A 21,355-nucleotide genomic window follows, 5' to 3' on the forward strand; every position below is an offset into this window, starting at 1 on the left:
AATTCATACAGTATAGGGTTTTTATACAGTAGGCGGAAGTGGTGACGTTGTAACTCTTTGTCTCTGTCAAAGCCGCTTGCCGTCTGGCTCAGCGGCTAATTGCCCGTTGACTTTGTTTCGGAAACATCTTAACCGAGTAGATGCGCCGCCGTCAGCTCTGTCAGTGAGTTAAGTTTGACATTCGCCAGCGCAAAGCTCGGATCATGCTGGTTTTCTTCTGCTGGCACCACAATGGCGCGCATTCGCGCCGCCTTTGCCGCGATTAAACCATTCACCGAATCTTCCAGCGCCACGCAGGTTAATGGATCAACGCCTAATTTGGCCGCACAATCCAGATAGACCTGCGGGTGCGGTTTGCTGTAGGGCAATTTTTCTGCAGAAGCCAGCGCGTCAAAACTGTCGCGCAGTTCGAACATGGTGAGCACTTTTTCCAGCATATGCAGCGGCGATGCCGAGGCAAGCCCCACTAATAGCCCCTGCGCTTTACACAGCGCCACGGCCTCGCGCACACCCGGTAAAAGAGGGCGCGTCTCTTCGATAAGCGTAATCGCGCGGGCAATAACACGGTTTGTCACTTCCTGGCGATCGGGGCCGCTCCACGGTTGCTGCGCAAACCAGAGATCGACAACCATATCAATGCGTAGCCCAAGCGTGTCTGGTAACTCATGGCGCCGAGTAATATCTACGCCTAAACTTGCCATCACGTCCAGTTCAGCGCGATCCCAGAGCGGTTCGGAATCGATCAGTAGTCCATCCATATCGAAAATTGCAGCAAGAATTTGGCGTGGGGTTGACATCACAACCTCTCCTGTTGAGATTAAAAAATAACGAATTAAGCGTTCATTATGACCATGTTCTTAGTATATCGCCCTTAAAGATCAGGCGAAAACGGGAATCAACAGGTAGACTTAGGCCAAAACGACGCGTCTTTATCAAGGGGAACTCATGACGTATCAACAAGCTGGACGCATTGCAATCCTAAAAAGAGTTGTTGGGTGGGTTATTTTTATTCCGGCACTGCTTTCCACGCTCATCTCAGTCCTTAAATTTATGTATGCGCACAGTGAAAAGCAGGAGGGGATAAATGCGGTAATGCAGGATTTTACCCACGTAATGATAGACATGATGCGCGTGAATACGCCGTTTCTGAATGTTTTTTGGTGCAACTCGCCGACGCCGAATTTTCAGGGAAGCCTGAATATCGGTTTCTGGCTCATTTTTATTCTGATTTTTGTCGGGCTGGCGATGCAGGATTCCGGTGCCAGAATGAGCCGCCAGTCACGTTTTTTGCGTGAAGGCGTGGAAGATCAGTTGATCCTGGAAAAAGCAAAAGGCGCGGAAGGGCTAACGCGTGAGCAGATAGAGTCACGTATCGTGGTGCCGCACCATACCATCTTTTTACAGTTTTTCCCGCTCTATATTTTGCCGGTCATTATTATCGTGCTCGGCTACTTTTTCTTTTCCTTGTTAGGTTTCATGTAAACTGAAAAATGCCGGATAGCCCGTATCCGGCGTGGGCTGTACCTATACCGCAAGCAGCCGATCCATCGCTTTTTGCGCAGTAGCCAGGTGCTGACCGCCAAACAGCCTTGCCCGATTAAGCAGGGTGTAGAGCTGGTAAATCGGCTGCCTGTCGAGAAAATCCAGCGGTAGCGGCGAAACGGACTGATAGCCGTCATAAATCTGCGGTGGCTGATCGGTATGCAGCGGCAGCATCGCCAGATCGCATTCTCTGTCGCCCCAATAGCAGGCTGGATCGAAGATATAGGGGCCGTCAGGGCCAAGCGCGCAGTTCGCCGACCATAGATCGCCATGCAAAAGAGAAGGCTGCGGTTGATGCGACGCCAGACGTTGCTGAACATGTTCAACAATGGCGTCAATATTACCAAAGGTAATGCCTTTTTCCGCGGCGAGTTCAAGCTGCCAGCCAATGCGCTGTTCGGCGAAAAAAGTCGACCAACGGCGTTGCCAGGTATTCGGCTGCGGCGTGGTAGAGAGCGCGTTATCAAAATCGAGGCCGAATTGAGGTTGGTCGCTCCATTGGTGCAGGCGCGCCAGCTGTTGCCCAAGAATAAACGCATTATGGGCATCCAGCGGGCGGGGCGAGAGGTAGTCCATGACTAAAAAGCTGTAATCCCGATCCGAACCTACCGCCCATACCTTAGGCACAACAACGGTTTTACTGCGGGAGAGCAGCTCCAGCTGATCGGCTTCAGCGGTAAAACCGCGAAGCATTTCTCGTTCATCGCACTTCACGAAAAAATCATGGCCGGCGTAACGTAAATGCCATGCGGCATGAACTTCTCCGCCTGGCAGTTCATTACGCAGTTCGATTTCGCCTTCACCGACTTGCTCGCTTAAAAGACGACTGATAGCTTGCCACATAATGTCTCTCCCCACGTTGTCTGCCAGATCATAAGGTTAGCGCAAAAATGCGGTTAAAAAATACGAACTAACGCACATCGCGGACGCGCCGCGGCGGGAATGGCACTTATTGTGCGTTTTTACTCCACGCCTCCCAGGTCGCCACGGTAATGTCGACATCCTTATCTAACGCGCTTTTCGCAAGTCCGGCGACAAGCGCTTTGATTTCATCAGCGCTCTGAGCGCTAACAAAGCCAAACGTATTGGTGCCGAGCTCATGCACATTCCCTTCATCGTTCGTTAATGTCAGCAAAAAACCGCTGCGCGTCAGATGGTTATTGAGTTCGTTAATCTCGGTCAGGGAATCTTCATGGAAGGTTACGGTAATAACATAACGGGTAATATCGCCACTGGCCATCGTTCACCTCGTTGGGAGCAACTGTGTTTTTAACAGCGGCGGATGCGCCGCCCGTTAACCGATTTTCCGGTATCCCCCTCGGCGAGGGGGAAACGATTATTGCGCGGAAAGATAGGCGTATATTTTTTGGGTATCGTCATGAGAACACAGACGCGTACCTTGATTGAGCGTAGCGGCGCTGCCTGCCGCCACACCGAAGCGCACCATCTCTTCCAGCGACGCGTCTTGCGCCAGTTTTAACGTCATCGCGCCCACCATACTGTCGCCTGCGCCGACAGTACTTTGACTTTTCACCGGGGGAGGAACAACCTGGATGCAATTCTCACTGTCTATGCCCAGCGCCCCTTGCGGCCCCAGAGAGACCACTACCCGGCGAGCCTTGCCACTTTGCACTAATTCCTGGGCCGCTTTACGCACATCATCAGGCTGCGTCAGATCGCGATTGACTAACGCGCTCAATTCTTTCAGGTTAGGTTTCACCAGTTCGATATCGCCAAGCGCCAACGCAGCGGTGAGCGCGTCGCCAGAGCTATCAATAATGCAGCGAATGCCTTGCTTCTGCGCGGCGGAAATCAGTTGCGTGAGTTTCTCGACCTTAACGCCGGGCGGAAGGCTGCCGCTGATAACCAGAATTGCCCCGGATTCAATTTCCAGTACCTGTTCTTCAAGCTGGCGAAATTCGTCATCGTCCAGCGTGGCGCCGGGCATAACAAAACGATATTGTTCGCCGCTGGACTCGACGTGGACGTGCAGGTTCTGACGCGTCCAGTCCTTCGCATCGACGGTAGACACGGGGACATTTTCGTCAGCCAGTAGTGCGACCAGATGTTCGCCGGTAGCGCCGCCAGCCGGGAAAATTGCGGTCGCGGTGCCGCCAAGATGCGCAATGGCGCGAGCGACATTAATACCCCCGCCGCCGGGTTCGAATACCGGCGCGGAGCACCGCAGTTTACCTTCGGGATAAATTTGCGGCGTGATTGTTGCGCTATCGAGAGAGGGCGCAAGCGTCAACGTATAGATACGTACCATCGTTACCTCCTGTTAGGCTGATTTCAGTCTGGCACTTAATCCCCGGAAAGTGAAGGAATTAACAATATGATTTTCCGGATCTTTATTTAAAGAAGTACGATGTAAAGTTATATAAATAAATGAATGCTTCGGGAGGGTTCTTATTCAAAAAATGAAATAGTAATTGATTGCTATGTTATTCGGGGCTTCTTATAATTCGCTACCTTTCCAGGGGCGTTTGTCATTGATCCCTATGAAAGTTTCCGGGACCGTCGTGGTCTCTTTTTTAGTTGTACGGACTCTATATAAATGAAGCTTTTGAAGGCAGTACCCGCTGTAGTTATGCTGGCGGGTGGCGTGTTCGCGTCTCTGTATGCCGCCGCCGATGATTCCGTTTTTACTGTCATGGATGATCCCTCCACCGCGAAAAAACCTTTTGAAGGTAATCTGAATGCGGGCTACCTTGCTCAGTCAGGCAATACTAAAAGTTCTTCCTTAACGGCTGACACGGCGATGACCTGGTATGGACAACGTACCGCCTGGTCATTATGGGGCAATGCCAGCAATACCTCCTCTAATGATGAACGCTCTTCAGAAAAATATGCGGTAGGCGTGCGTAACCGTTTTAATATGACGGATTATGATTATACCTTTGGCCAGGCCAGTTGGCTGACAGACCGTTTCAACGGTTATCGTCAGCGCGACGTACTGACCGCCGGTTACGGGCGGCAGTTCCTTAATGGTCCAGTGCACAGCTTCCGTTTTGAATTCGGTCCAGGGGTTCGCTATGACGAACATACGGACGATACCACTGAAACGCAGCCGTTGGGTTATGCTTCCGGCAGCTATGCCTGGCAGTTAACTGACAATGCTAAGTTTACACAGGGGGTGTCAGTATTTGGCGCAGAAGACACCACACTAAATTCGGAAACAGCCCTCAATGTCGCCATTAACGAACATTTTGGTCTAAAGGTGGGGTATAATTTAACGTGGAACTCGCAGCCGCCTGAATCAGCGCCTGAACATACCGATCGCCGCACTACGGTAACGCTGGGCTATAAGATGTAATATTGCGCCGGGTTACGTTACGTAACCCGGTTATTCCGTGGTGACGCCTCAGAAGAAGAAGGTGATGTCGCCGTTGATATAAGAATAGTCGTCTCCGGTGCGAAATTCCGACGTGACTTTGTTTAAAGAAAGAGAAAATGCGACGGGAGAATAGCCGATGGTGGCACCGACGCGATATTCATCCACGGTTTTATTAATATCCACCGTTTCCATTTTTGTTTGCAGCGTTTTCCCCTGTAACGTGTAGTTTTTATCAACTTCCCTGCGCTCAACGCCAGCAAATACTTTATAGATCAATCCCTCTTTTTGAGTGTGTATTAACCCTCGGCGGGACAATAACCCAAACCCATTATCAGAGTTGAAGGTCTTATCATTTCCCAGCGCAACGGTTGCGCCGTACCCCAAATACTGGAAGAGATTGCCGCCGACAGCAGAGACTTCTGGATAGAAGCCCACATTGACACCCAGAATATCAATAGCTGGCGTAAGGGAGACCATTCCTTTTGCCGTGTAACCATAACGGTTTTCAATTTGATCCTGCCAGGCAGGGTATTTTTCTGCGCCTATTATTCGATGCGCCCGATTCTGAACTTCCTGACCGCCTGCGTCAGGACCAATAACGCCGATATCGGTACCTAAACGATAACGTAACCAATTGGTGGCTAATGAATTCCACTCCAGTCCGGTATGAAGAAAGGCGCTGAACGCGCGGTCGCCTTTGACGGCTTCAGGCTTTCTCTTATTGGCGCCAGATGGAGAATAAATATCTTGCGCGATATGAAAAGAGAGTTGACTGGCGTCAGTGAGATCGTGGCTGTAGCCTAAAAAGAGCCCGGCAGTATAATCACCCCGGTCTGCAGCCTTGTGCCCGTAAAGGGCATTTAAGGATGGTTGAAATATACCTGCATCATCATTCGCCACTGAAATAGCAAGGCTACTGGCATTGGTCATTGTGGTCGTACTGAGTATGGCGGCAATCATCGTTGCGCAATAGCTGTATTTGTTCACTTTTTACCCCTGAATATGAAAGTGAATACTCTTATTTTTACAAAGTAATAAGCACAGCAGCATGATGCGCAGTGCTTATTAAACCTTTAAATATAACTAAACTCCTGCCAGCAGCGAGTCATTGAGAGGATACGTTGCCTTAATGTTGAAAAATGGTGTTAAAAAACATGCGCCAGATATTATTGAATATCCATTTTTCATTCGCTATCTGAGTGCGAGAAATTATTGGCTTCACGATTATGCATATAATACGATGTTTTTTGGTATCAACATGAATATCATGTTGTATTCTTTTGAGCTCATTTTCTTTGATGGCTTCGATGTTTATCTGTTATTAATTTTTACCGTGATAGTGTTGTCTTTAATGATGAGCGCATCTAACGGCTGGCAGGGTAATATAACCAAATTATTGCCATCTGAATTATTAGGGCAGTTATTATTAAGGAAGAAAAAATGAATAAAACCATTAATCTGCTAAAATTACTGCCCGTAGTATTATTAAGCGCATGTACTACATCGTATCCTCCCCAGGATACAACATCGGCACCCGAGTTACCCCATCGTAACGTACTCGTTCAGCAACCTGATAACTGTAGCGTTGGTTGTCCTCAAAGAGGAAGTCAACAAACAATCTATCGCCATGTCTATACGCTCAATAATAATAGCGCCACGAAATTTGCCAACTGGGTTGCCTATAGCGTGACAAAGACCAGCCAGGCAAGCGGTCGCCCGCGGAACTGGGCGCAGGACCCCGATTTACCGCCCTCGGATACGTTGGCCCCTTCGGCCTATAAAAATGCCCATACGCTATTAAAAGTCGACAGGGGACACCAGGCGCCGTTGGCAGGATTGGGCGGCGTTTCGGACTGGCCGTCGTTAAATTATTTATCGAATATTACGCCGCAGAAATCCGCCCTGAACCAGGGAGCATGGGCTGCACTGGAAAACCGGGTGCGCGAACTTGCCAAACAGGCTGATGTATCTGTAGTGCACGTAGTGACCGGCCCCCTTTTTGAGCGGCATATCGCCACATTGCCAGAAGATGCGACGGTAGAAATTCCCAGCGGGTACTGGAAGGTTTTATTCACCGGAACGGCGCCGTCAAAAAGTGAAGGAAATTACGCTGCGTTTATTATGGATCAGAATACACCCCGTTCGGCGAATTTTTGCGACTATCAGGTTACCGTGGAGGCTATCGAACATAAAACGAAGCCAGTGCTGACGCTGTGGTCTAACTTGCCTGAAGCGGTAGCCAGCGAGGTGAAAACAACAAAGGGGAGTCTGGCGCAGAGGTTAGGTTGCCGATGAGAAGCGCTATACGGCGCGTAGAAAGATAATGGAGAAACTCTGTCAAGGGGCTTGATTTGCTACAGAGTGATGCAATCTCCCTTTTTTTAGTGTTACCATCATCATGCCGGACGAAAATAGCGATTTTCGTCTGTGTCGAAGGTTGTGCGCCAATTTAGCAATGGTTGGCTAGATGGATACACAACTCACTGTTAATAAATTCATTTTCTCTTTGTATGTGATCTTGCGTAATAAGTACAATCCTTCATTCACATCCATTCTCGTTCGTTTAAACCTGTTTCACCAGTTCCGCGTCATTACTGGTAATAGCGGATATATATGTTTCATACCGTTTTACATTGATCCCTTTCGCGCCGTAAGATGTACGTACCTAATCTAACTTAAGCAGGGAACTGTCATTCATAACACAGAGTTTATTGGTATCAATGGTAGATTATATTACGGTGACAATCTCGGGATGATCCGCATATGAGTAGATGTGGATTAGGGCGGAGTAGCGGCAGGACTAATAATAACCGGCGGCGAGAAATACATAATTGAGGGGCTATTCATAAATCATCATCTAGAAACGCAAGCACTATCATGAATATATCATAAGTAATTTACGTTGGTAATGATGGCTCAGCAAACCCAACAAGCTTTACAGGAACAATTTTTACGCTTCAGAGCCAAATAAAACGGCGGCATTGACGCCGTATAACTTATTTATTGTTTCTTAGTAAAACGAATCTTATATGCTCTGAAAAAACAAAGGAAGATGCAATGTATACCATAAAAGCAATCATCAAATGCTCAGGGAACAACCATCCCATGCTAACAGGAATCACACTTATTCCAATGCAAAATAGGAACATTATGAAATAATGCGCTGACTTTGTTTCCTGAGTTTTATTGGAGAAATACTTAGCTAGGACGCCTTTAAATACTCCAGATATAACTAACCAAACTGGTGTAAAAAGCCCGAAATCTGCGTATAGTTCACCATACCCGAAAGCAGGAGCGCCCTGATTTCTGTAGAATGCATCAGGGAAAAATACTTTTGCCAGATACAATGCGCCAAAATCTTCAGGCTTATCAGGCCAAATAGCCCTCGGAATCCTCGAGTAAACCTCGCTCTCCATTAGTAATTTTCCGTACATAAAGTCAAAGTTTGAGGAAGCAACAAGAACAGCATTACGGGTATAATCCGAGTAATTCGCCATATTTTCTATCGGATTCCCATCAGTAAACGTATATGCAAAGAATGCCGTTACAATGACTGCTATAACAGCAAACGATTTTACCAGGAACATAAATTTAATTTTTTTATTTTCAATATATGAAAGGTAAAGGATGAATGCTATAAATATACTAAATATTGGTCCTTTGTTACCATGCAAGAAAATAAGTATACAGTTAAATAAAACTATGGAAATACAAAATAACTTTGATTTTTTGTATGTAAAGAACGCGCAAATAGAAGCGACAAGAGAAAACATTAATGAAGGATAGAAGTATATACCATACCCTGTTCTGGTTAATTCGTATATTCTTCTTGGGCTAAGTATATACTCTCTGAACTCCATCAACACTGGAAGGTAAATGATAAAAGCAAGGAAGGTGAATAACAATGAAGTAAACACATACCTTGGTTTATTTTTCGTGTTTGATTTGTTGTATATGGGTTTTCTTTGTGTGTAAAGATAAGAAATAACAAATGATGCTATGTATGTTATATAGCAAGTATAGAAAAACAAATATTCCACTGTATAATTCTGCACCTCTGAGAGGTATACAAATATACCTTCAAACACGTACAGTGTAGGGACTGTTATTATCAGGTATGGGACCATTACATTTATTATTTTTCCCTCAATTCTTACGGAAAGAGTATAGAGATAAACTATAAATAATAAGCATAATGCAATGTATGAAATTATAAGCATATAGAGCCTTTAGAAAAAATGCTTAGTATTAAAAATATTACCATCAGGCAAATAAGGTGTGGTACGGAAAATCTTCTGGCAAGATATTCTGAATCTGGTAGTCTATAATCATTACTCATCACTATCTTCCCGATATCAAAACCGTGTTATTGACATATTAACACTCATTAACACTCCTATCTACTGCGCCTCCGATAGCATGAAGCTATCAAGCGTTTGCAGCACAAACATCAAACAATGTAAATGCTTTTGATAATTACGCATGATTGTTACTGTGTTTATATACAGTGGTATTCGAAGATTCATCATGAGGTTCCCGAGTCCTGTAAAAGACTATACAGAGAAAGAGCTATCACTCGACGAGTAATTCACCTCACATCGTGCCGCGACATACTTCAAGCAACACAGACGAATTACAAGTACGGCATCATAAGTGAGACGTTGCTAGTTATAGAAGCTTCATAGCAGCATGTAATGGCTCTTTGCTGGTATGTGCTTTGGAAAGTGGGTTTCGTATTGTGCGTTATCGCATGCTGCCAGGTCCCCATCTGGAGAATATAGATAGCGGTCGTCGTGAAAAGCTATCTGATGTGAATGCCTCATACGGTGGCAGTAAGCCGAGACTCAGAGTGACCATGTACATCATTAACGATACGCGTGCCGGGTAGTGTGTTGGGATTCAGGTTCTGTAGAACAGAAAGATGCAATCTCCCTTTTTTTAGTGTTACCATCATCATGCCGGACGAAAATAGCGATTTTCGTCTGTGTCGAAGGTTGTGCGCCAATTTAGCAATGGTTGGCTAGATGGATACACAACTCACTGTCAATAAATTCATTTTCTCTTTGTATGTGATCTTGCGTATGGGTCACCACTGCAAATAAGGATATTACATGCCTGTTATTACTCTTCCTGATGGCAGCCAACGCCATTATGACCACCCTGTAAGCCCGATGGATGTTGCTCTGGACATTGGTCCTGGCCTGGCGAAAGCCACCATTGCGGGCCGTGTGAATGGCGAGCTGGTTGATGCTTCCGATCTGATTGAAAATGATGCGACGCTTTCCATCATCACCGCAAAAGATGAAGAGGGTCTGGAGATCATTCGTCACTCTTGCGCGCATCTGTTAGGTCACGCTATCAAGCAACTTTGGCCGCACACGAAAATGGCGATCGGTCCGGTTGTCGACAACGGTTTTTACTATGACGTTGATCTTGACCGCACGCTAACTCAGGAAGATGTCGAAGCGCTCGAAAAGCGGATGCATGAGCTCGCCGAGAAAAATTACGACGTTATCAAGAAGAAAGTCAGCTGGCACGAAGCGCGTGAAACCTTCGTGAAGCGTGGTGAAAGCTACAAAGTTTCCATTCTTGATGAAAACATTGCTCATGATGACAAGCCAGGCTTGTACCATCATGAAGAATATGTCGACATGTGTCGTGGTCCGCACGTGCCGAATATGCGTTTCTGCCATCACTTTAAACTGATGAAAACTGCCGGCGCATACTGGCGCGGTGACAGCAATAATAAGATGTTGCAGCGTATTTACGGTACGGCATGGGCAGATAAAAAAGCCCTGAACGCTTATCTGCAGCGCCTGGAAGAGGCCGCAAAACGCGACCACCGTAAAATTGGTAAGCAGCTCGACCTGTATCATATGCAGGAAGAAGCGCCGGGCATGGTGTTCTGGCATAACGACGGCTGGACTATCTTCCGCGAGCTGGAGGTCTTTGTTCGTTCTAAACTCAAAGAGTACCAGTATCAAGAAGTTAAAGGCCCGTTCATGATGGACCGTGTGCTGTGGGAAAAAACCGGGCACTGGGACAACTATAAAGATGCGATGTTCACCACATCTTCAGAAAACCGCGAATATTGCATCAAGCCGATGAACTGCCCGGGCCACGTTCAGATCTTTAACCAGGGTCTGAAATCCTATCGTGATTTGCCGCTGCGTATGGCGGAATTCGGTAGCTGCCACCGTAACGAGCCATCAGGCGCGCTGCATGGTCTGATGCGCGTACGCGGCTTTACGCAGGATGATGCGCATATCTTCTGCACCGAAGAGCAGATCCGCGATGAAGTTAACGCTTGTATTCGTATGGTCTACGATATGTACAGCACCTTTGGCTTCGAGAAGATCGTCGTCAAGCTTTCCACTCGTCCTGATAAGCGTATCGGCAGCGATGAGATGTGGGATCGTGCTGAGGCGGATCTGGCGGTTGCGCTGGAAGAAAATAATATCCCGTTTGAGTATCAACTGGGTGAAGGCGCATTCTACGGTCCGAAAATTGAATTTACCTTATATGACTGCCTCGATCGTGCATGGCAGTGCGGTACAGTACAGCTGGACTTCTCCTTACCGTCTCGTCTGAGCGCCTCCTATGTAGGCGAAGACAACGAGCGCAAGGTGCCGGTAATAATTCACCGTGCGATTCTTGGGTCGATGGAACGCTTCATCGGTATCCTGACCGAAGAGTTCGCTGGTTTCTTCCCGACATGGCTCGCGCCTGTTCAGGTAGTCGTGATGAATATTACCGATTCGCAGTCTGAATACGTTAACGAATTGACGCAGAAACTACAAAATGCGGGCATTCGTGTAAAAGCAGACTTGAGAAATGAGAAGATTGGCTTTAAAATCCGCGAGCACACTTTACGTCGTGTCCCTTATATGTTGGTCTGTGGTGATAAAGAGGTGGAAGCAGGCAAAGTTGCCGTTCGCACCCGCCGCGGTAAAGACCTGGGCAGTCTGGACGTAAATGACGTGATTGAGAAGCTGCAACAAGAGATTCGCAGCCGCAGTCTTCAACAACTGGAGGAATAAAGTATTAAAGGCGGAAAACGAGTTCAAACGGCGCGTCCGAATCGTATTAATAGCGAAATTCGCGCGCAAGAAGTTCGCTTAACAGGTCTGGAAGGCGAGCAGCTTGGTATTGTGAGTCTGAGAGAAGCTCTGGAAAAAACTGAAGAAGCCGGAGTAGACTTAGTCGAAATCAGCCCTAACGCCGAGCCGCCGGTTTGTCGTATAATGGATTACGGCAAATTCCTCTATGAAAAGAGTAAGTCTTCTAAGGAACAGAAGAAAAAGCAAAAAGTTATCCAGGTGAAGGAAATTAAATTCCGTCCTGGGACAGATGAAGGCGACTATCAGGTAAAACTCCGCAGCCTGATTCGCTTTCTCGAAGAGGGCGATAAGGCCAAGATCACGCTGCGTTTCCGCGGTCGTGAAATGGCCCACCAGCAAATCGGTATGGAAGTGCTTAATCGCGTGAAAGACGATTTGCAAGAACTGGCAGTGGTCGAATCCTTCCCAACGAAGATCGAAGGCCGTCAGATGATCATGGTGCTTGCTCCTAAGAAGAAACAGTAAGGCCTTCAAGTAACAATTCTGTGAAGCCTTCGGGCTTCACAGGTTTTGTTCGCCTATGTTTCGTTTATTAACAATGCGAAGTGGAAGTTATTAAAATGCCAAAAATTAAGACCGTACGCGGTGCTGCTAAGCGCTTCAAAAAAACCGGTAAAGGTGGTTTTAAGCACAAGCACGCTAACCTGCGTCACATTCTGACCAAAAAAGCGACTAAACGTAAACGTCACCTGCGTCCGAAAGCCATGGTTTCTAAAGGCGATCTGGGCTTGGTTATCGCGTGCCTGCCGTACGCATAAGCCGTTAACGTTTTTAACTTTTTAATTAGAATAGATACAGGAGAGCACATATGGCTCGCGTAAAACGTGGTGTAATTGCACGCGCACGTCACAAGAAAATTTTGAAACAAGCCAAAGGCTACTACGGTGCGCGTTCTCGCGTATACCGCGTTGCCTTCCAGGCAGTTATCAAAGCTGGTCAGTATGCTTACCGTGACCGTCGTCAACGTAAGCGTCAGTTCCGTCAACTGTGGATTGCGCGTATCAACGCAGCAGCACGTCAGAACGGTATTTCTTACAGCAAATTCATCAACGGCCTGAAAAAAGCCTCTGTTGAAATCGACCGTAAGATCCTGGCTGATATCGCCGTATTCGACAAAGTCGCGTTCACCGCGCTGGTTGAAAAAGCGAAAGCAGCTCTGGCATAAGCCAGTGAAAAGAGGGAGCCTGGCTCCCTCTCTTTTATTTACTGTTCAGTGAGTTGACAATTGACCTGTAACCCTTTTCAATAAAGGATATTCGGTTTTACCACATAAGGTAACGCAAGCATGAACGCTGCTATTTTCCGTTTCTTTTTTTACTTTAGCACCTGATCCCAGGAGGCTAGCGCGTGAAAAACGAAACGAAAAACAGCGCAAAAAAGCCTCCTGATGGAGGCTTTTTTTGTATCTGAAATCGAGAGATTACGTCCAATGAACCGGTGTCTTCACCGACACAATGAGGAAAACCATGTCACATCTCGCAGAGCTGGTTGCCAATGCAGCGGCCGCCATTAACCAGGCGTCAGATGTTGCCGCGTTAGACAATGTACGCGTCGAATATTTGGGCAAGAAAGGGCATTTAACCCTTCAGATGACGACCCTACGCGATCTGCCGCCGGAAGAGCGTCCGGCAGCCGGGGCAGTCATTAACGCCGCGAAAGAGCAGGTACAACAGGCTCTTAACGCGCGTAAAGCCGAGCTGGAAAGCGCAGCGCTTAACGCCCGTCTGGCTGCTGAAACCATCGATATCTCCCTGCCGGGGCGCCGTATTGAGAACGGCGGTCTGCATCCGGTCACGCGTACCATTGACCGTATTGAAAGTTTCTTCGGCGAGCTTGGTTTTACCGTGGCGACTGGCCCGGAAATCGAAGATGACTACCATAACTTCGATGCGTTAAACATTCCGGGTCATCATCCGGCCCGCGCCGATCATGATACCTTCTGGTTTGACGCGACCCGTCTGCTGCGGACCCAGACGTCTGGCGTCCAGATCCGGACGATGAAAGCGCAGCAACCGCCGATCCGTATTATTGCGCCGGGCCGTGTATACCGTAATGACTACGACCAGACGCATACTCCGATGTTCCATCAGATGGAAGGTCTGATTGTTGATACCAACATCAGCTTCACCAACCTCAAAGGTACGCTGCACGACTTCCTGCGTAATTTCTTTGAGGAGGATCTGCAGATTCGCTTCCGTCCTTCTTATTTTCCGTTTACCGAACCTTCTGCGGAAGTGGATGTGATGGGTAAAAACGGTAAATGGCTGGAGGTGCTGGGCTGCGGGATGGTGCATCCGAATGTGCTGCGTAATGTCGGTATCGATCCGGAAATCTATTCTGGCTTCGCTTTTGGTATGGGGATGGAACGTCTGACCATGTTGCGTTACGGCGTCACCGACCTGCGTTCATTCTTCGAAAACGATCTGCGTTTCCTTAAACAGTTTAAATAAAGGCAGGATAAAACAATGAAATTCAGCGAACTGTGGTTACGCGAGTGGGTTAACCCGGCAATTGATAGCGATGCGTTGGCTAACCAGATTACGATGGCTGGCCTGGAAGTAGACGGCGTTGAGCCGGTCGCGGGAAGCTTCAATGGCGTTGTGGTTGGGGAAGTGGTTGAGTGTGCCCAGCATCCGAACGCTGACAAATTGCGTGTAACGAAAGTCAACGTTGGCGGAGAACGCCTGTTGGATATCGTCTGCGGCGCGCCAAACTGTCGTCAGGGGCTGAAAGTAGCGGTGGCCACCATTGGCGCTATTCTGCCGGGCGATTTCAAAATTAAAGCGGCGAAACTGCGCGGCGAACCGTCTGAAGGGATGCTGTGCTCCTTCTCCGAACTGGGGATTTCCGACGATCACAGCGGCATTATCGAACTGCCGGCGGATGCGCCGCTGGGTACCGATATCCGTGAATACCTGAAGCTTGACGACAATACCATCGAAATTAGCGTCACGCCGAACCGTGCGGATTGCTTAGGTATCATCGGCGTTGCGCGCGATGTGGCGGTACTGAACAAAGCGCCGCTCCAGGAGCCTGAAATGGCGCCGGTTACGGCAACCATCAGCGATACGCTGCCGATTACAGTAGAGGCCGCTGATGCGTGTCCACGCTATCTGGGCCGGGTGGTAAAAGGCATCAATGTTAACGCGCCGACGCCGCTGTGGATGAAAGAGAAACTGCGTCGCTGCGGTATTCGCTCCATCGATGCGGTGGTTGACGTCACGAACTATGTGCTGCTCGAACTGGGTCAGCCAATGCATGCTTTCGATAAAGATCGCATTGATGGCGGTATTGTCGTGCGGATGGCAAAAGAGGGTGAAACCGTCGTCCTGCTGGACGGTAGCGAAGCAACGTTAAATGCGGACACGCTGGTGATCGCCGATCACCATAAGGCGCTGGGGATAGCCGGTATTTTTGGCGGCGAACATTCCGGCGTGAACGGCGAAACGCAAAATGTGCTGCTGGAATGTGCGTACTTTAATCCGCTGTCTATCACCGGTCGCGCTCGCCGCCACGGTCTGCATACCGATGCGTCTCACCGCTACGAGCGCGGGGTGGACCCGGCGCTGCAATATAAAGCGATAGAGCGCGCTACTCGTCTGCTTCTTGATATCTGTGGCGGTGATGCGGGTCCGATAATTGATGTGAGCAACGAAGCAACGTTGCCGAAACGCGCCACCATTACTCTGCGTCGCAGTAAACTGGATCGCCTGATCGGGCATCATATTGCGGATGAGCAGGTCAGTGATATTCTGCGTCGTCTGGGCTGTGAAGTGACCGAAGGGCAGGACGAGTGGAAAGCCGTGGCGCCGACCTGGCGTTTCGATATGGAGATTGAAGAAGATCTGGTGGAAGAGGTGGTCCGCGTTTACGGCTATAACAATATTCCGGACGAGCCAATCCAGGCCGGTTTAATCATGGGGACGCACCGTGAAGCCGATCTGTCGTTGAAGCGGGTTAAAACCATGCTTAACGACAAAGGCTATCAGGAAGTGATTACCTATAGCTTTGTCGATCCTAAAGTACAACAGCTCATCCATCCAGGCGCAGAAGCGCTGCTGCTGCCAAACCCTATCTCCGTTGAGATGTCGGCGATGCGTCTGTCTCTGTGGAGCGGATTGTTGGCGACGGTGGTCTATAACCAAAACCGTCAGCAGAATCGCGTGCGTATTTTTGAAACCGGTTTACGTTTCGTTCCGGATACACAAGCCAATCTGGGTATTCGACAGGATCTGATGCTGGCTGGCGTGATTTGCGGTAACCGCTATGATGAGCACTGGAACCTGGCAAAAGAGACCGTTGATTTCTATGATTTGAAAGGCGATCTGGAAGCAGTACTGGATTTAACCGGCAAACTGGGTGATATCCAGTTTAAGGCGGAGATGAATCCGGCTCTGCATCCGGGACAGTCTGCGGCGATTTATCTGAAAGATGAACGTATTGGTTTTATTGGGGTTGTTCACCCTGAACTGGAACGTAAACTGGATCTGAATGGTCGTACGCTGGTGTTTGAACTGGAATGGAATAAGCTCGCAGACCGTATCGTGCCGCAGGCGCGGGAGATTTCACGCTTCCCGGCTAACCGTCGCGATATTGCGGTTGTTGTTGCAGAAAACGTTCCCGCAGCGGATATTTTATCCGAATGTAAGAAAGTTGGCGTAAATCAGGTAGTTGGCGTAAACTTATTTGACGTGTACCGCGGTAAGGGTGTTGCGGAGGGTTATAAGAGCCTCGCTATCAGCCTGATCCTTCAGGATACCAACCGTACACTCGAAGAAGAGGAGATTGCCGCTACCGTCGCCAAATGTGTAGAGGCATTAAAAGAGCGATTCCAGGCATCATTGAGGGATTGAACCTATGGCGCTTACAAAAGCTGAAATGTCAGAATATCTGTTTGATAAGCTTGGGCTTAGCAAGCGGGATGCCAAAGAACTGGTTGAACTGTTTTTCGAAGAGATCCGTCGTGCTCTGGAAAACGGTGAGCAGGTGAAACTCTCTGGTTTTGGTAACTTCGATCTGCGTGATAAAAATCAACGTCCGGGGCGTAACCCGAAAACGGGTGAAGATATTCCTATTACAGCACGGCGCGTGGTGACCTTCAGACCCGGGCAGAAGTTAAAGAGCCGGGTCGAAAACGCTTCGCCCAAAGAAGAGTAATCAGATCCAGGCATAACATCCATCAGGGTGTATTGCGGCAGATACGCTACCATCCCGAAAGTAGATCAGCGGGATGACAGCGTATCTGTCAGCCTGAAAGATGACCCGTATAACTAAAAAGGCCGCATTGCGGCCTTTTTTCTTTCAAGTAAAGGATACCCACCGTAAAATCACGCTACCTCTTTTCAGCTGAATGGATAACATGCTGACTTTTGCCCGCCAACAACAGCGACGAAACGTTCGCTGGCTTCTGAGCCTGTCACTGCTGGTGCTACTGGCTACACTTCTGAGCTTATGCGCAGGCGAACAGTGGATTGCCCCCGGTGACTGGTTAAGCGCCCGGGGGGAACTGTTTGTCTGGCAAATTCGCCTTCCCCGCACGCTTGCGGTATTGCTGGTTGGCGCTGCGCTGGCGCTATCTGGCGCCGTGATGCAGGCGCTGTTTGAAAATCCACTTGCTGAACCGGGCCTGCTCGGCGTTTCGAATGGGGCCGGTGTTGGGCTTATTGCCGCCGTCTTACTGGGGCAGGGGCAACTGGCAGGATGGGCGCTGGGACTGTGCGCTATAGCCGGCGCGCTCATTATTACGTTAATCCTGCTGCGTTTTGCGCGTCGCCATCTCTCTACCAGCCGCTTGTTGTTGGCGGGCGTCGCGCTGGGCATTATCTGTAGCGCGCTGATGACGTGGGCTATCTATTTTTCCACCTCTTTCGATCTGCGGCAATTAATGTACTGGATGATGGGAGGATTTGGCGGCGTTGACTGGCAGCAGAGCTGGCTAATGATTGCGCTCATCCCGGTACTGATCTGGATATGTTGCCAGTCGCAACCGCTGAATATGCTGGCGCTAGGGGAAACCTCGGCGCGGCAGCTTGGCCTGCCGCTGTGGTTCTGGCGCAATTTGTTGGTCGTCGCCACCGGCTGGATGGTGGGCGTCAGCGTGGCGATGGCGGGGGCGATTGGTTTTATCGGTCTGGTTATTCCGCACATCCTGCGCTTATGTGGTTTAACCGATCACCGGGTTTTACTTCCCGGCTGCGCGCTGGCCGGGGCTATCGCCCTGCTATTGGCTGATGTGGTCGCCCGACTGGCGCTGGCGTCGGCTGAACTGCCTATCGGGGTGGTCACCGCCACATTGGGGGCACCAGTGTTTATCTGGCTGCTACTCAAATCCGCGCGTTAGCGCATCGGTAAACAACTGCTTTCATCATTCGCAGTCTATGATTAAAGGCTAACGATGAAACCCGCTATTCTACCGACATCAGGGAGACACCATGCAAAACTCGCTTCTTAATACTCACGTTACGACGATTGATGGAGAGGTCACTACACTTGAAAAATACGCCGGAAAAGTGCTGCTCATTGTAAACGTCGCCTCCAGATGTGGCCTGACGCCGCAATATGAACAGTTGGAAAATATCCAGAAGGCGTGGGCAGATCAGGGGTTTGTCGTGTTGGGTTTTCCCTGCAACCAGTTTATGGGGCAGGAGCCAGGCAGCGAAGAGGAGATTAAAACCTATTGTGCCAGCACCTGGGGCGTCACGTTCCCGATGTTCAGTAAAATTGATGTGAATGGCGACGCGCGCCATCCGCTGTATCAAAAACTGATAGCCGCTGCGCCAACGGCAGTCGCGCCGGAGAAGAGCGGCTTTTACGAACGGATGGTAAGCAAAGGGCGTACGCCACTCTATCCGGATGATATTCTGTGGAATTTTGAAAAATTTTTGGTAGGCCGGGATGGTCAGGTAGTACAGCGTTTTTCGCCGGATATGACGCCTGAAGATCCTATTGTGATGGAAAGCATAAAAATCGCGTTGGCAAAATAATGTCTCAATTGATGCAATTAAAGGACGTCGCCGAGAGCACCCGCCTGGGGCCGCTTTCCGGCGAAGTAAGCGCAGGAGAGATCCTTCATCTTGTCGGGCCGAACGGTGCCGGGAAAAGCACGCTACTGGCGCGTATGGCGGGGTTAACCTCCGGCGAGGGGAGCATCAGGTTTGGCGGAGCGCCGCTGGAGGCATGGGCGACGGCAACGCTTGCCCAACACCGCGCTTATCTTGCGCAACAGCAAAATCCGCCGTTCGCCATGCCGGTCTGGCATTACCTGACATTGCATCAACCTGATAAAACGCGAACCGGGCAGCTTAACGAGGTGGCCGATATGCTTGGATTGGGCGACAAACTGGGGCGAAGCGTGAATCAGCTTTCCGGTGGCGAGTGGCAGCGTGTTCGCCTTGCTGCCGTTGTACTACAAATTCATCCCGACGCTAATCCGGTCGGTCAATTATTGCTGCTTGATGAGCCGATGAACAGTCTCGATGTTGCGCAACAAAACGCTCTGGATCGGGTATTACATCATTTATGTCAGGCAGGAATTGCGATTGTGATGAGTAGCCACGATCTGAACCACACGCTGCGCCATGCGCATAAAGCCTGGTTACTAAAGCGCGGTAAACTCATTGCCTGCGGCCGCCGGGAAGAGGTGTTCACCCCCTCTTATCTGGCGCAAGCCTACGGTCTGCGCTTTCGACGACTCGACGTCGAGGGGCATCCAATGCTCATTTCGGCCACTTAAGTAAAATCGTTTCTTGAAAAGCAGGTAATTTCGACGCTAAATTAATACCAAAATAAAAACAGAGGATTGTTGCGGCATGCGTTTTTGGCTTCTTGTTATCACAGCATTGTTCCTGGCAGGATGCAGTACTCATCGGGCACCGGCGCCAAATGCCAGATTATCAGACTCCATTACCGTCATTGCGGGTCTGAACGATCAGTTGCAGTCTTGGCGCGGTACGCCATACCGCTACGGCGGCATGAGTCGCAGAGGCGTGGACTGTTCCGGCTTTGTGGTAGTCACTATGCGCGACAAGTTTGATTTGCAGTTGCCTCGTGATACGCGTGAACAATCAAAAATCGGCACCAGAATCGATAAAGATGAATTGCTGCCCGGAGATTTGGTTTTCTTTAAAACCGGTTCGGGCGAAAGTGGTTTACATGTTGGTATTTACGATACAAATAATGAGTTTATTCATGCCTCTACCAGTCGTGGCGTGATGCGTTCATCGCTGGATAATGTGTACTGGCGAAAAAACTTCTGGCAGGCACGGCGAATTTAACCCCGCAGACGATATAAATTTTATAGTCTATTTTTAACATATCGCCGGTTGAACTTATGACATCTGTTGTCATCATATATAATGATATAACCGTAGCATTTACAAACGTACTTTTATTAAAAACGGGCGTGTTCACGCCCTGTTAAAAGTACAAGATTGAATATTGGTTTATAATCAGAGTAAGTTAAAAAAAGGAACCGGTTCACCGGTAAACAAGAAAAATGATGACGCTTCAATTAGTATCTGAAGTTACGTCTGTTTCCGTCCGTAGTGACTGGATGGCGAATAGCGCCCTAACCATGGGACTGGCGTAATGATTGCTTCACTTGATGAGCTTTACCATTCCGAACTCTTTTTCCTTCCCGTCATGGATGAAAACGCTCGGCTTGTTGGTTTAGAGATTATTGCAACGTTTGCCGCTGAAGACGGCGCCGTGCGGATGCCGACTGAGTTGGTAGCGCCTCGCCTTTCGGTGGAGGAACAATACTGTCTGTTTGTTGAAAAACTGGCGTTGTTAGAAACCTGTCAGCACTTTTTTATTCAGCATAAACTTATTGCATGGCTTAATTTACCGCCTGCAATTAGTGACTTATTATTATTAGATAGCGAACTTTTTTCCCGGGCAGCGCGCTTTCCGTTTCTTGAATTAGCTATAAATGAGAATTATCCTGGGTTAAACCAGGGCAAAAACAATGAAACGTTAGCTAATCTGGCAATGCATTTCCCATTAATGCTGGCAAATTTCGGGGCAGGCGAGGCGTCGACTAAAGCTATTTTCGATGGGCTTTTCAAACGAGTCATGTTGGATAAAAATTTTATTCAGCAGCGAGCTGAAATGATCTCATTCGAACCATTCATGCACGCCATCGTTGCCCAGATCTCCTCCAGCTGCGAGTCGCTGATGATTGCCGGTATTGATACTGAGGCGATGTTTGCGCGCGCAGCGCCATTGGGGTTTAGCGCATTCCAGGGCGGACTATGGCCTCCGGTGCCGGTAAGCCAGCTCATTAAACTCGTTCAGCGATAACCTTTCTGTTTGCCGGTGTTTAACCGGTGATTAACCGTCTACACTGAAGACAGGA

At 48.8% G+C, this 21,355-nt stretch carries 24 protein-coding genes and 1 other annotated feature; of the genes, 18 read left to right on the forward strand and 6 right to left on the reverse strand.

Translation table 11 applies throughout. The features are described from left to right. Nucleotides 1-128: 128 nt before the first annotated feature. Complete coding sequence (gene hxpB / locus J4685_RS00550; RefSeq protein WP_000106855.1) at nt 129-797, reverse strand: hexitol phosphatase HxpB; 669 nt, start codon at nt 795-797, stop codon at nt 129-131. Between the two features lie 148 nt (nt 798-945). Here hxpB and J4685_RS00555 point away from each other — a divergent pair, with 148 nt between their 5' ends. Next, on the forward strand, nt 946-1,482 hold the full coding sequence (locus J4685_RS00555; protein ID WP_000222160.1) for a YniB family protein: 537 nt from the start codon (nt 946-948) through the stop codon (nt 1,480-1,482). Nucleotides 1,483-1,524: 42 nt separating this feature from the next. Here the strand turns inward: J4685_RS00555 and J4685_RS00560 are convergent, their stop codons facing one another. The 3 genes from J4685_RS00560 to pfkB form a co-directional block, all read right to left on the reverse strand. After that, nucleotides 1,525-2,385, reverse strand: a complete 861-nt coding sequence (locus J4685_RS00560) for a fructosamine kinase family protein (protein WP_000267686.1) — start codon at nt 2,383-2,385, stop codon at nt 1,525-1,527. 106 nt (nt 2,386-2,491) lie between these two features. Beyond that, nucleotides 2,492-2,782 carry a type V toxin-antitoxin system endoribonuclease antitoxin GhoS gene (gene ghoS, locus J4685_RS00565; RefSeq protein ID WP_000146137.1) on the reverse strand — a complete coding sequence of 97 codons (291 nt, stop codon included), beginning with the start codon at nt 2,780-2,782 and terminating at the stop codon, nt 2,492-2,494. A gap of 96 nt (nt 2,783-2,878) precedes the next feature. Continuing rightward, nucleotides 2,879-3,811 carry a 6-phosphofructokinase II gene (pfkB, locus tag J4685_RS00570; protein WP_000251706.1) on the reverse strand — a complete coding sequence of 311 codons (933 nt, stop codon included), beginning with the start codon at nt 3,809-3,811 and terminating at the stop codon, nt 2,879-2,881. 288 nt (nt 3,812-4,099) lie between these two features. Between pfkB and J4685_RS00575 the strand changes: the two genes are divergently transcribed. Then, complete coding sequence (locus tag J4685_RS00575; protein WP_000770984.1) at nt 4,100-4,858, forward strand: YdiY family protein; 759 nt, start codon at nt 4,100-4,102, stop codon at nt 4,856-4,858. Between the two features lie 48 nt (nt 4,859-4,906). Here the strand turns inward: J4685_RS00575 and J4685_RS00580 are convergent, their stop codons facing one another. Then, on the reverse strand, nt 4,907-5,866 hold the full coding sequence (locus J4685_RS00580; RefSeq protein WP_001046442.1) for a lipid A deacylase LpxR family protein: 960 nt from the start codon (nt 5,864-5,866) through the stop codon (nt 4,907-4,909). Between the two features lie 142 nt (nt 5,867-6,008). Here J4685_RS00580 and J4685_RS00585 point away from each other — a divergent pair, with 142 nt between their 5' ends. From J4685_RS00585 to J4685_RS00595, 3 genes are all read left to right on the forward strand, one after another. Next, nucleotides 6,009-6,323: a hypothetical protein gene (locus tag J4685_RS00585; RefSeq protein WP_000916613.1), complete on the forward strand. Its 315-nt coding sequence runs from the start codon at nt 6,009-6,011 to the stop codon at nt 6,321-6,323. Continuing rightward, nucleotides 6,320-7,174 carry a DNA/RNA non-specific endonuclease gene (locus J4685_RS00590; RefSeq protein ID WP_001044100.1) on the forward strand — a complete coding sequence of 285 codons (855 nt, stop codon included), beginning with the start codon at nt 6,320-6,322 and terminating at the stop codon, nt 7,172-7,174. Before J4685_RS00585 ends, J4685_RS00590 begins: the two co-directional genes overlap by 4 nt. Nucleotides 7,175-7,346: 172 nt before the next feature. Further along, nucleotides 7,347-7,553 carry a hypothetical protein gene (locus J4685_RS00595; protein ID WP_011233063.1) on the forward strand — a complete coding sequence of 69 codons (207 nt, stop codon included), beginning with the start codon at nt 7,347-7,349 and terminating at the stop codon, nt 7,551-7,553. A gap of 322 nt (nt 7,554-7,875) precedes the next feature. On the opposite strand, the gene rfc is transcribed toward J4685_RS00595, so the two are convergent. After that, on the reverse strand, nt 7,876-9,099 hold the full coding sequence (rfc, locus tag J4685_RS00600) for an O-antigen polymerase Rfc (protein WP_000905563.1): 1,224 nt from the start codon (nt 9,097-9,099) through the stop codon (nt 7,876-7,878). A gap of 891 nt (nt 9,100-9,990) precedes the next feature. Between rfc and thrS the strand changes: the two genes are divergently transcribed. The 13 genes from thrS to ydiV all read left to right on the forward strand — a co-directional run bounded on the left by thrS (nt 9,991) and on the right by ydiV (nt 21,300). After that, nucleotides 9,991-11,919: a threonine--tRNA ligase gene (gene thrS, locus J4685_RS00605; protein ID WP_001144225.1), complete on the forward strand. Its 1,929-nt coding sequence runs from the start codon at nt 9,991-9,993 to the stop codon at nt 11,917-11,919. Nucleotides 11,920-11,922: 3 nt separating this feature from the next. Then, nucleotides 11,923-12,465, forward strand: a complete 543-nt coding sequence (gene infC, locus J4685_RS00610) for a translation initiation factor IF-3 (RefSeq protein ID WP_011233062.1) — start codon at nt 11,923-11,925, stop codon at nt 12,463-12,465. Nucleotides 12,466-12,560: 95 nt separating this feature from the next. Further along, the gene (rpmI, locus tag J4685_RS00615) at nt 12,561-12,758 is read left to right on the forward strand and encodes a 50S ribosomal protein L35 (RefSeq protein ID WP_001124225.1); all 198 of its coding nucleotides are present in this window, start codon (nt 12,561-12,563) and stop codon (nt 12,756-12,758) included. A 50-nt stretch (nt 12,759-12,808) separates the two neighbouring features. Next, nucleotides 12,809-13,165 carry a 50S ribosomal protein L20 gene (rplT, locus tag J4685_RS00620; protein ID WP_000124850.1) on the forward strand — a complete coding sequence of 119 codons (357 nt, stop codon included), beginning with the start codon at nt 12,809-12,811 and terminating at the stop codon, nt 13,163-13,165. A gap of 115 nt (nt 13,166-13,280) precedes the next feature. Next, nucleotides 13,281-13,404, forward strand: a sequence feature (Phe leader region). After that, the gene (gene pheM, locus J4685_RS00625; protein ID WP_001386830.1) at nt 13,286-13,330 is read left to right on the forward strand and encodes a pheST operon leader peptide PheM; all 45 of its coding nucleotides are present in this window, start codon (nt 13,286-13,288) and stop codon (nt 13,328-13,330) included. (Overlaps the previous feature by 45 nt.) Nucleotides 13,405-13,466: 62 nt before the next feature. After that, complete coding sequence (gene pheS, locus J4685_RS00630) at nt 13,467-14,450, forward strand: phenylalanine--tRNA ligase subunit alpha (RefSeq protein WP_000018570.1); 984 nt, start codon at nt 13,467-13,469, stop codon at nt 14,448-14,450. Between the two features lie 15 nt (nt 14,451-14,465). Next, nucleotides 14,466-16,853: a phenylalanine--tRNA ligase subunit beta gene (pheT, locus tag J4685_RS00635; RefSeq protein ID WP_000672404.1), complete on the forward strand. Its 2,388-nt coding sequence runs from the start codon at nt 14,466-14,468 to the stop codon at nt 16,851-16,853. Between the two features lie 4 nt (nt 16,854-16,857). After that, nucleotides 16,858-17,157, forward strand: coding sequence for an integration host factor subunit alpha (ihfA, locus tag J4685_RS00640; protein WP_001229266.1), 300 nt, complete (start codon nt 16,858-16,860; stop codon nt 17,155-17,157). Nucleotides 17,158-17,359: 202 nt separating this feature from the next. Further along, nucleotides 17,360-18,340 (forward strand): vitamin B12 ABC transporter permease BtuC, encoded by a 981-nt coding sequence (gene btuC / locus J4685_RS00645; protein WP_000954980.1) that lies wholly within the window; start codon nt 17,360-17,362, stop codon nt 18,338-18,340. 91 nt (nt 18,341-18,431) lie between these two features. Continuing rightward, complete coding sequence (locus tag J4685_RS00650; protein WP_001181565.1) at nt 18,432-18,983, forward strand: glutathione peroxidase; 552 nt, start codon at nt 18,432-18,434, stop codon at nt 18,981-18,983. Continuing rightward, a complete protein-coding gene (btuD, locus tag J4685_RS00655) occupies nt 18,983-19,732 on the forward strand; it encodes a vitamin B12 ABC transporter ATP-binding protein BtuD (RefSeq protein WP_000080606.1) in 750 nt (249 codons plus the stop codon). Before J4685_RS00650 ends, btuD begins: the two co-directional genes overlap by 1 nt. Before the next feature lie 76 nt (nt 19,733-19,808). Continuing rightward, nucleotides 19,809-20,273, forward strand: a complete 465-nt coding sequence (locus J4685_RS00660; RefSeq protein ID WP_001213256.1) for a C40 family peptidase — start codon at nt 19,809-19,811, stop codon at nt 20,271-20,273. A gap of 313 nt (nt 20,274-20,586) precedes the next feature. After that, a complete protein-coding gene (gene ydiV / locus J4685_RS00665; protein ID WP_000562005.1) occupies nt 20,587-21,300 on the forward strand; it encodes an anti-FlhDC factor YdiV in 714 nt (237 codons plus the stop codon). Nucleotides 21,301-21,355 lie beyond the last annotated feature (55 nt).

This window comes from Salmonella sp. 32100201201700099SM (assembly GCF_017572645.1).
GTDB lineage: Bacteria > Pseudomonadota > Gammaproteobacteria > Enterobacterales > Enterobacteriaceae > Salmonella > Salmonella enterica.

Bases quoted from the DNA above. Each gene is read 5' to 3' on its own strand.
- hxpB (WP_000106855.1), bottom strand. From the start codon at position 797: ATGTCAACCCCACGCCAAATTCTTGCTGCAATTTTCGATATGGATGGA.
- J4685_RS00555 (WP_000222160.1), top strand. From the start codon at position 946: ATGACGTATCAACAAGCTGGACGCATTGCAATCCTAAAAAGAGTTGTT.
- J4685_RS00560 (WP_000267686.1), bottom strand. From the start codon at position 2,385: ATGTGGCAAGCTATCAGTCGTCTTTTAAGCGAGCAAGTCGGTGAAGGC.
- ghoS (WP_000146137.1), bottom strand. From the start codon at position 2,782: ATGGCCAGTGGCGATATTACCCGTTATGTTATTACCGTAACCTTCCAT.
- pfkB (WP_000251706.1), bottom strand. From the start codon at position 3,811: ATGGTACGTATCTATACGTTGACGCTTGCGCCCTCTCTCGATAGCGCA.
- J4685_RS00575 (WP_000770984.1), top strand. From the start codon at position 4,100: ATGAAGCTTTTGAAGGCAGTACCCGCTGTAGTTATGCTGGCGGGTGGC.
- J4685_RS00585 (WP_000916613.1), top strand. From the start codon at position 6,009: ATGTTGAAAAATGGTGTTAAAAAACATGCGCCAGATATTATTGAATAT.
- J4685_RS00590 (WP_001044100.1), top strand. From the start codon at position 6,320: ATGAATAAAACCATTAATCTGCTAAAATTACTGCCCGTAGTATTATTA.
- J4685_RS00595 (WP_011233063.1), top strand. From the start codon at position 7,347: ATGGATACACAACTCACTGTTAATAAATTCATTTTCTCTTTGTATGTG.
- rfc (WP_000905563.1), bottom strand. From the start codon at position 9,099: ATGCTTATAATTTCATACATTGCATTATGCTTATTATTTATAGTTTAT.
- thrS (WP_001144225.1), top strand. From the start codon at position 9,991: ATGCCTGTTATTACTCTTCCTGATGGCAGCCAACGCCATTATGACCAC.
- rpmI (WP_001124225.1), top strand. From the start codon at position 12,561: ATGCCAAAAATTAAGACCGTACGCGGTGCTGCTAAGCGCTTCAAAAAA.
- rplT (WP_000124850.1), top strand. From the start codon at position 12,809: ATGGCTCGCGTAAAACGTGGTGTAATTGCACGCGCACGTCACAAGAAA.
- pheS (WP_000018570.1), top strand. From the start codon at position 13,467: ATGTCACATCTCGCAGAGCTGGTTGCCAATGCAGCGGCCGCCATTAAC.
- pheT (WP_000672404.1), top strand. From the start codon at position 14,466: ATGAAATTCAGCGAACTGTGGTTACGCGAGTGGGTTAACCCGGCAATT.
- ihfA (WP_001229266.1), top strand. From the start codon at position 16,858: ATGGCGCTTACAAAAGCTGAAATGTCAGAATATCTGTTTGATAAGCTT.
- btuC (WP_000954980.1), top strand. From the start codon at position 17,360: ATGCTGACTTTTGCCCGCCAACAACAGCGACGAAACGTTCGCTGGCTT.
- J4685_RS00650 (WP_001181565.1), top strand. From the start codon at position 18,432: ATGCAAAACTCGCTTCTTAATACTCACGTTACGACGATTGATGGAGAG.
- btuD (WP_000080606.1), top strand. From the start codon at position 18,983: ATGTCTCAATTGATGCAATTAAAGGACGTCGCCGAGAGCACCCGCCTG.
- J4685_RS00660 (WP_001213256.1), top strand. From the start codon at position 19,809: ATGCGTTTTTGGCTTCTTGTTATCACAGCATTGTTCCTGGCAGGATGC.
- ydiV (WP_000562005.1), top strand. From the start codon at position 20,587: ATGATTGCTTCACTTGATGAGCTTTACCATTCCGAACTCTTTTTCCTT.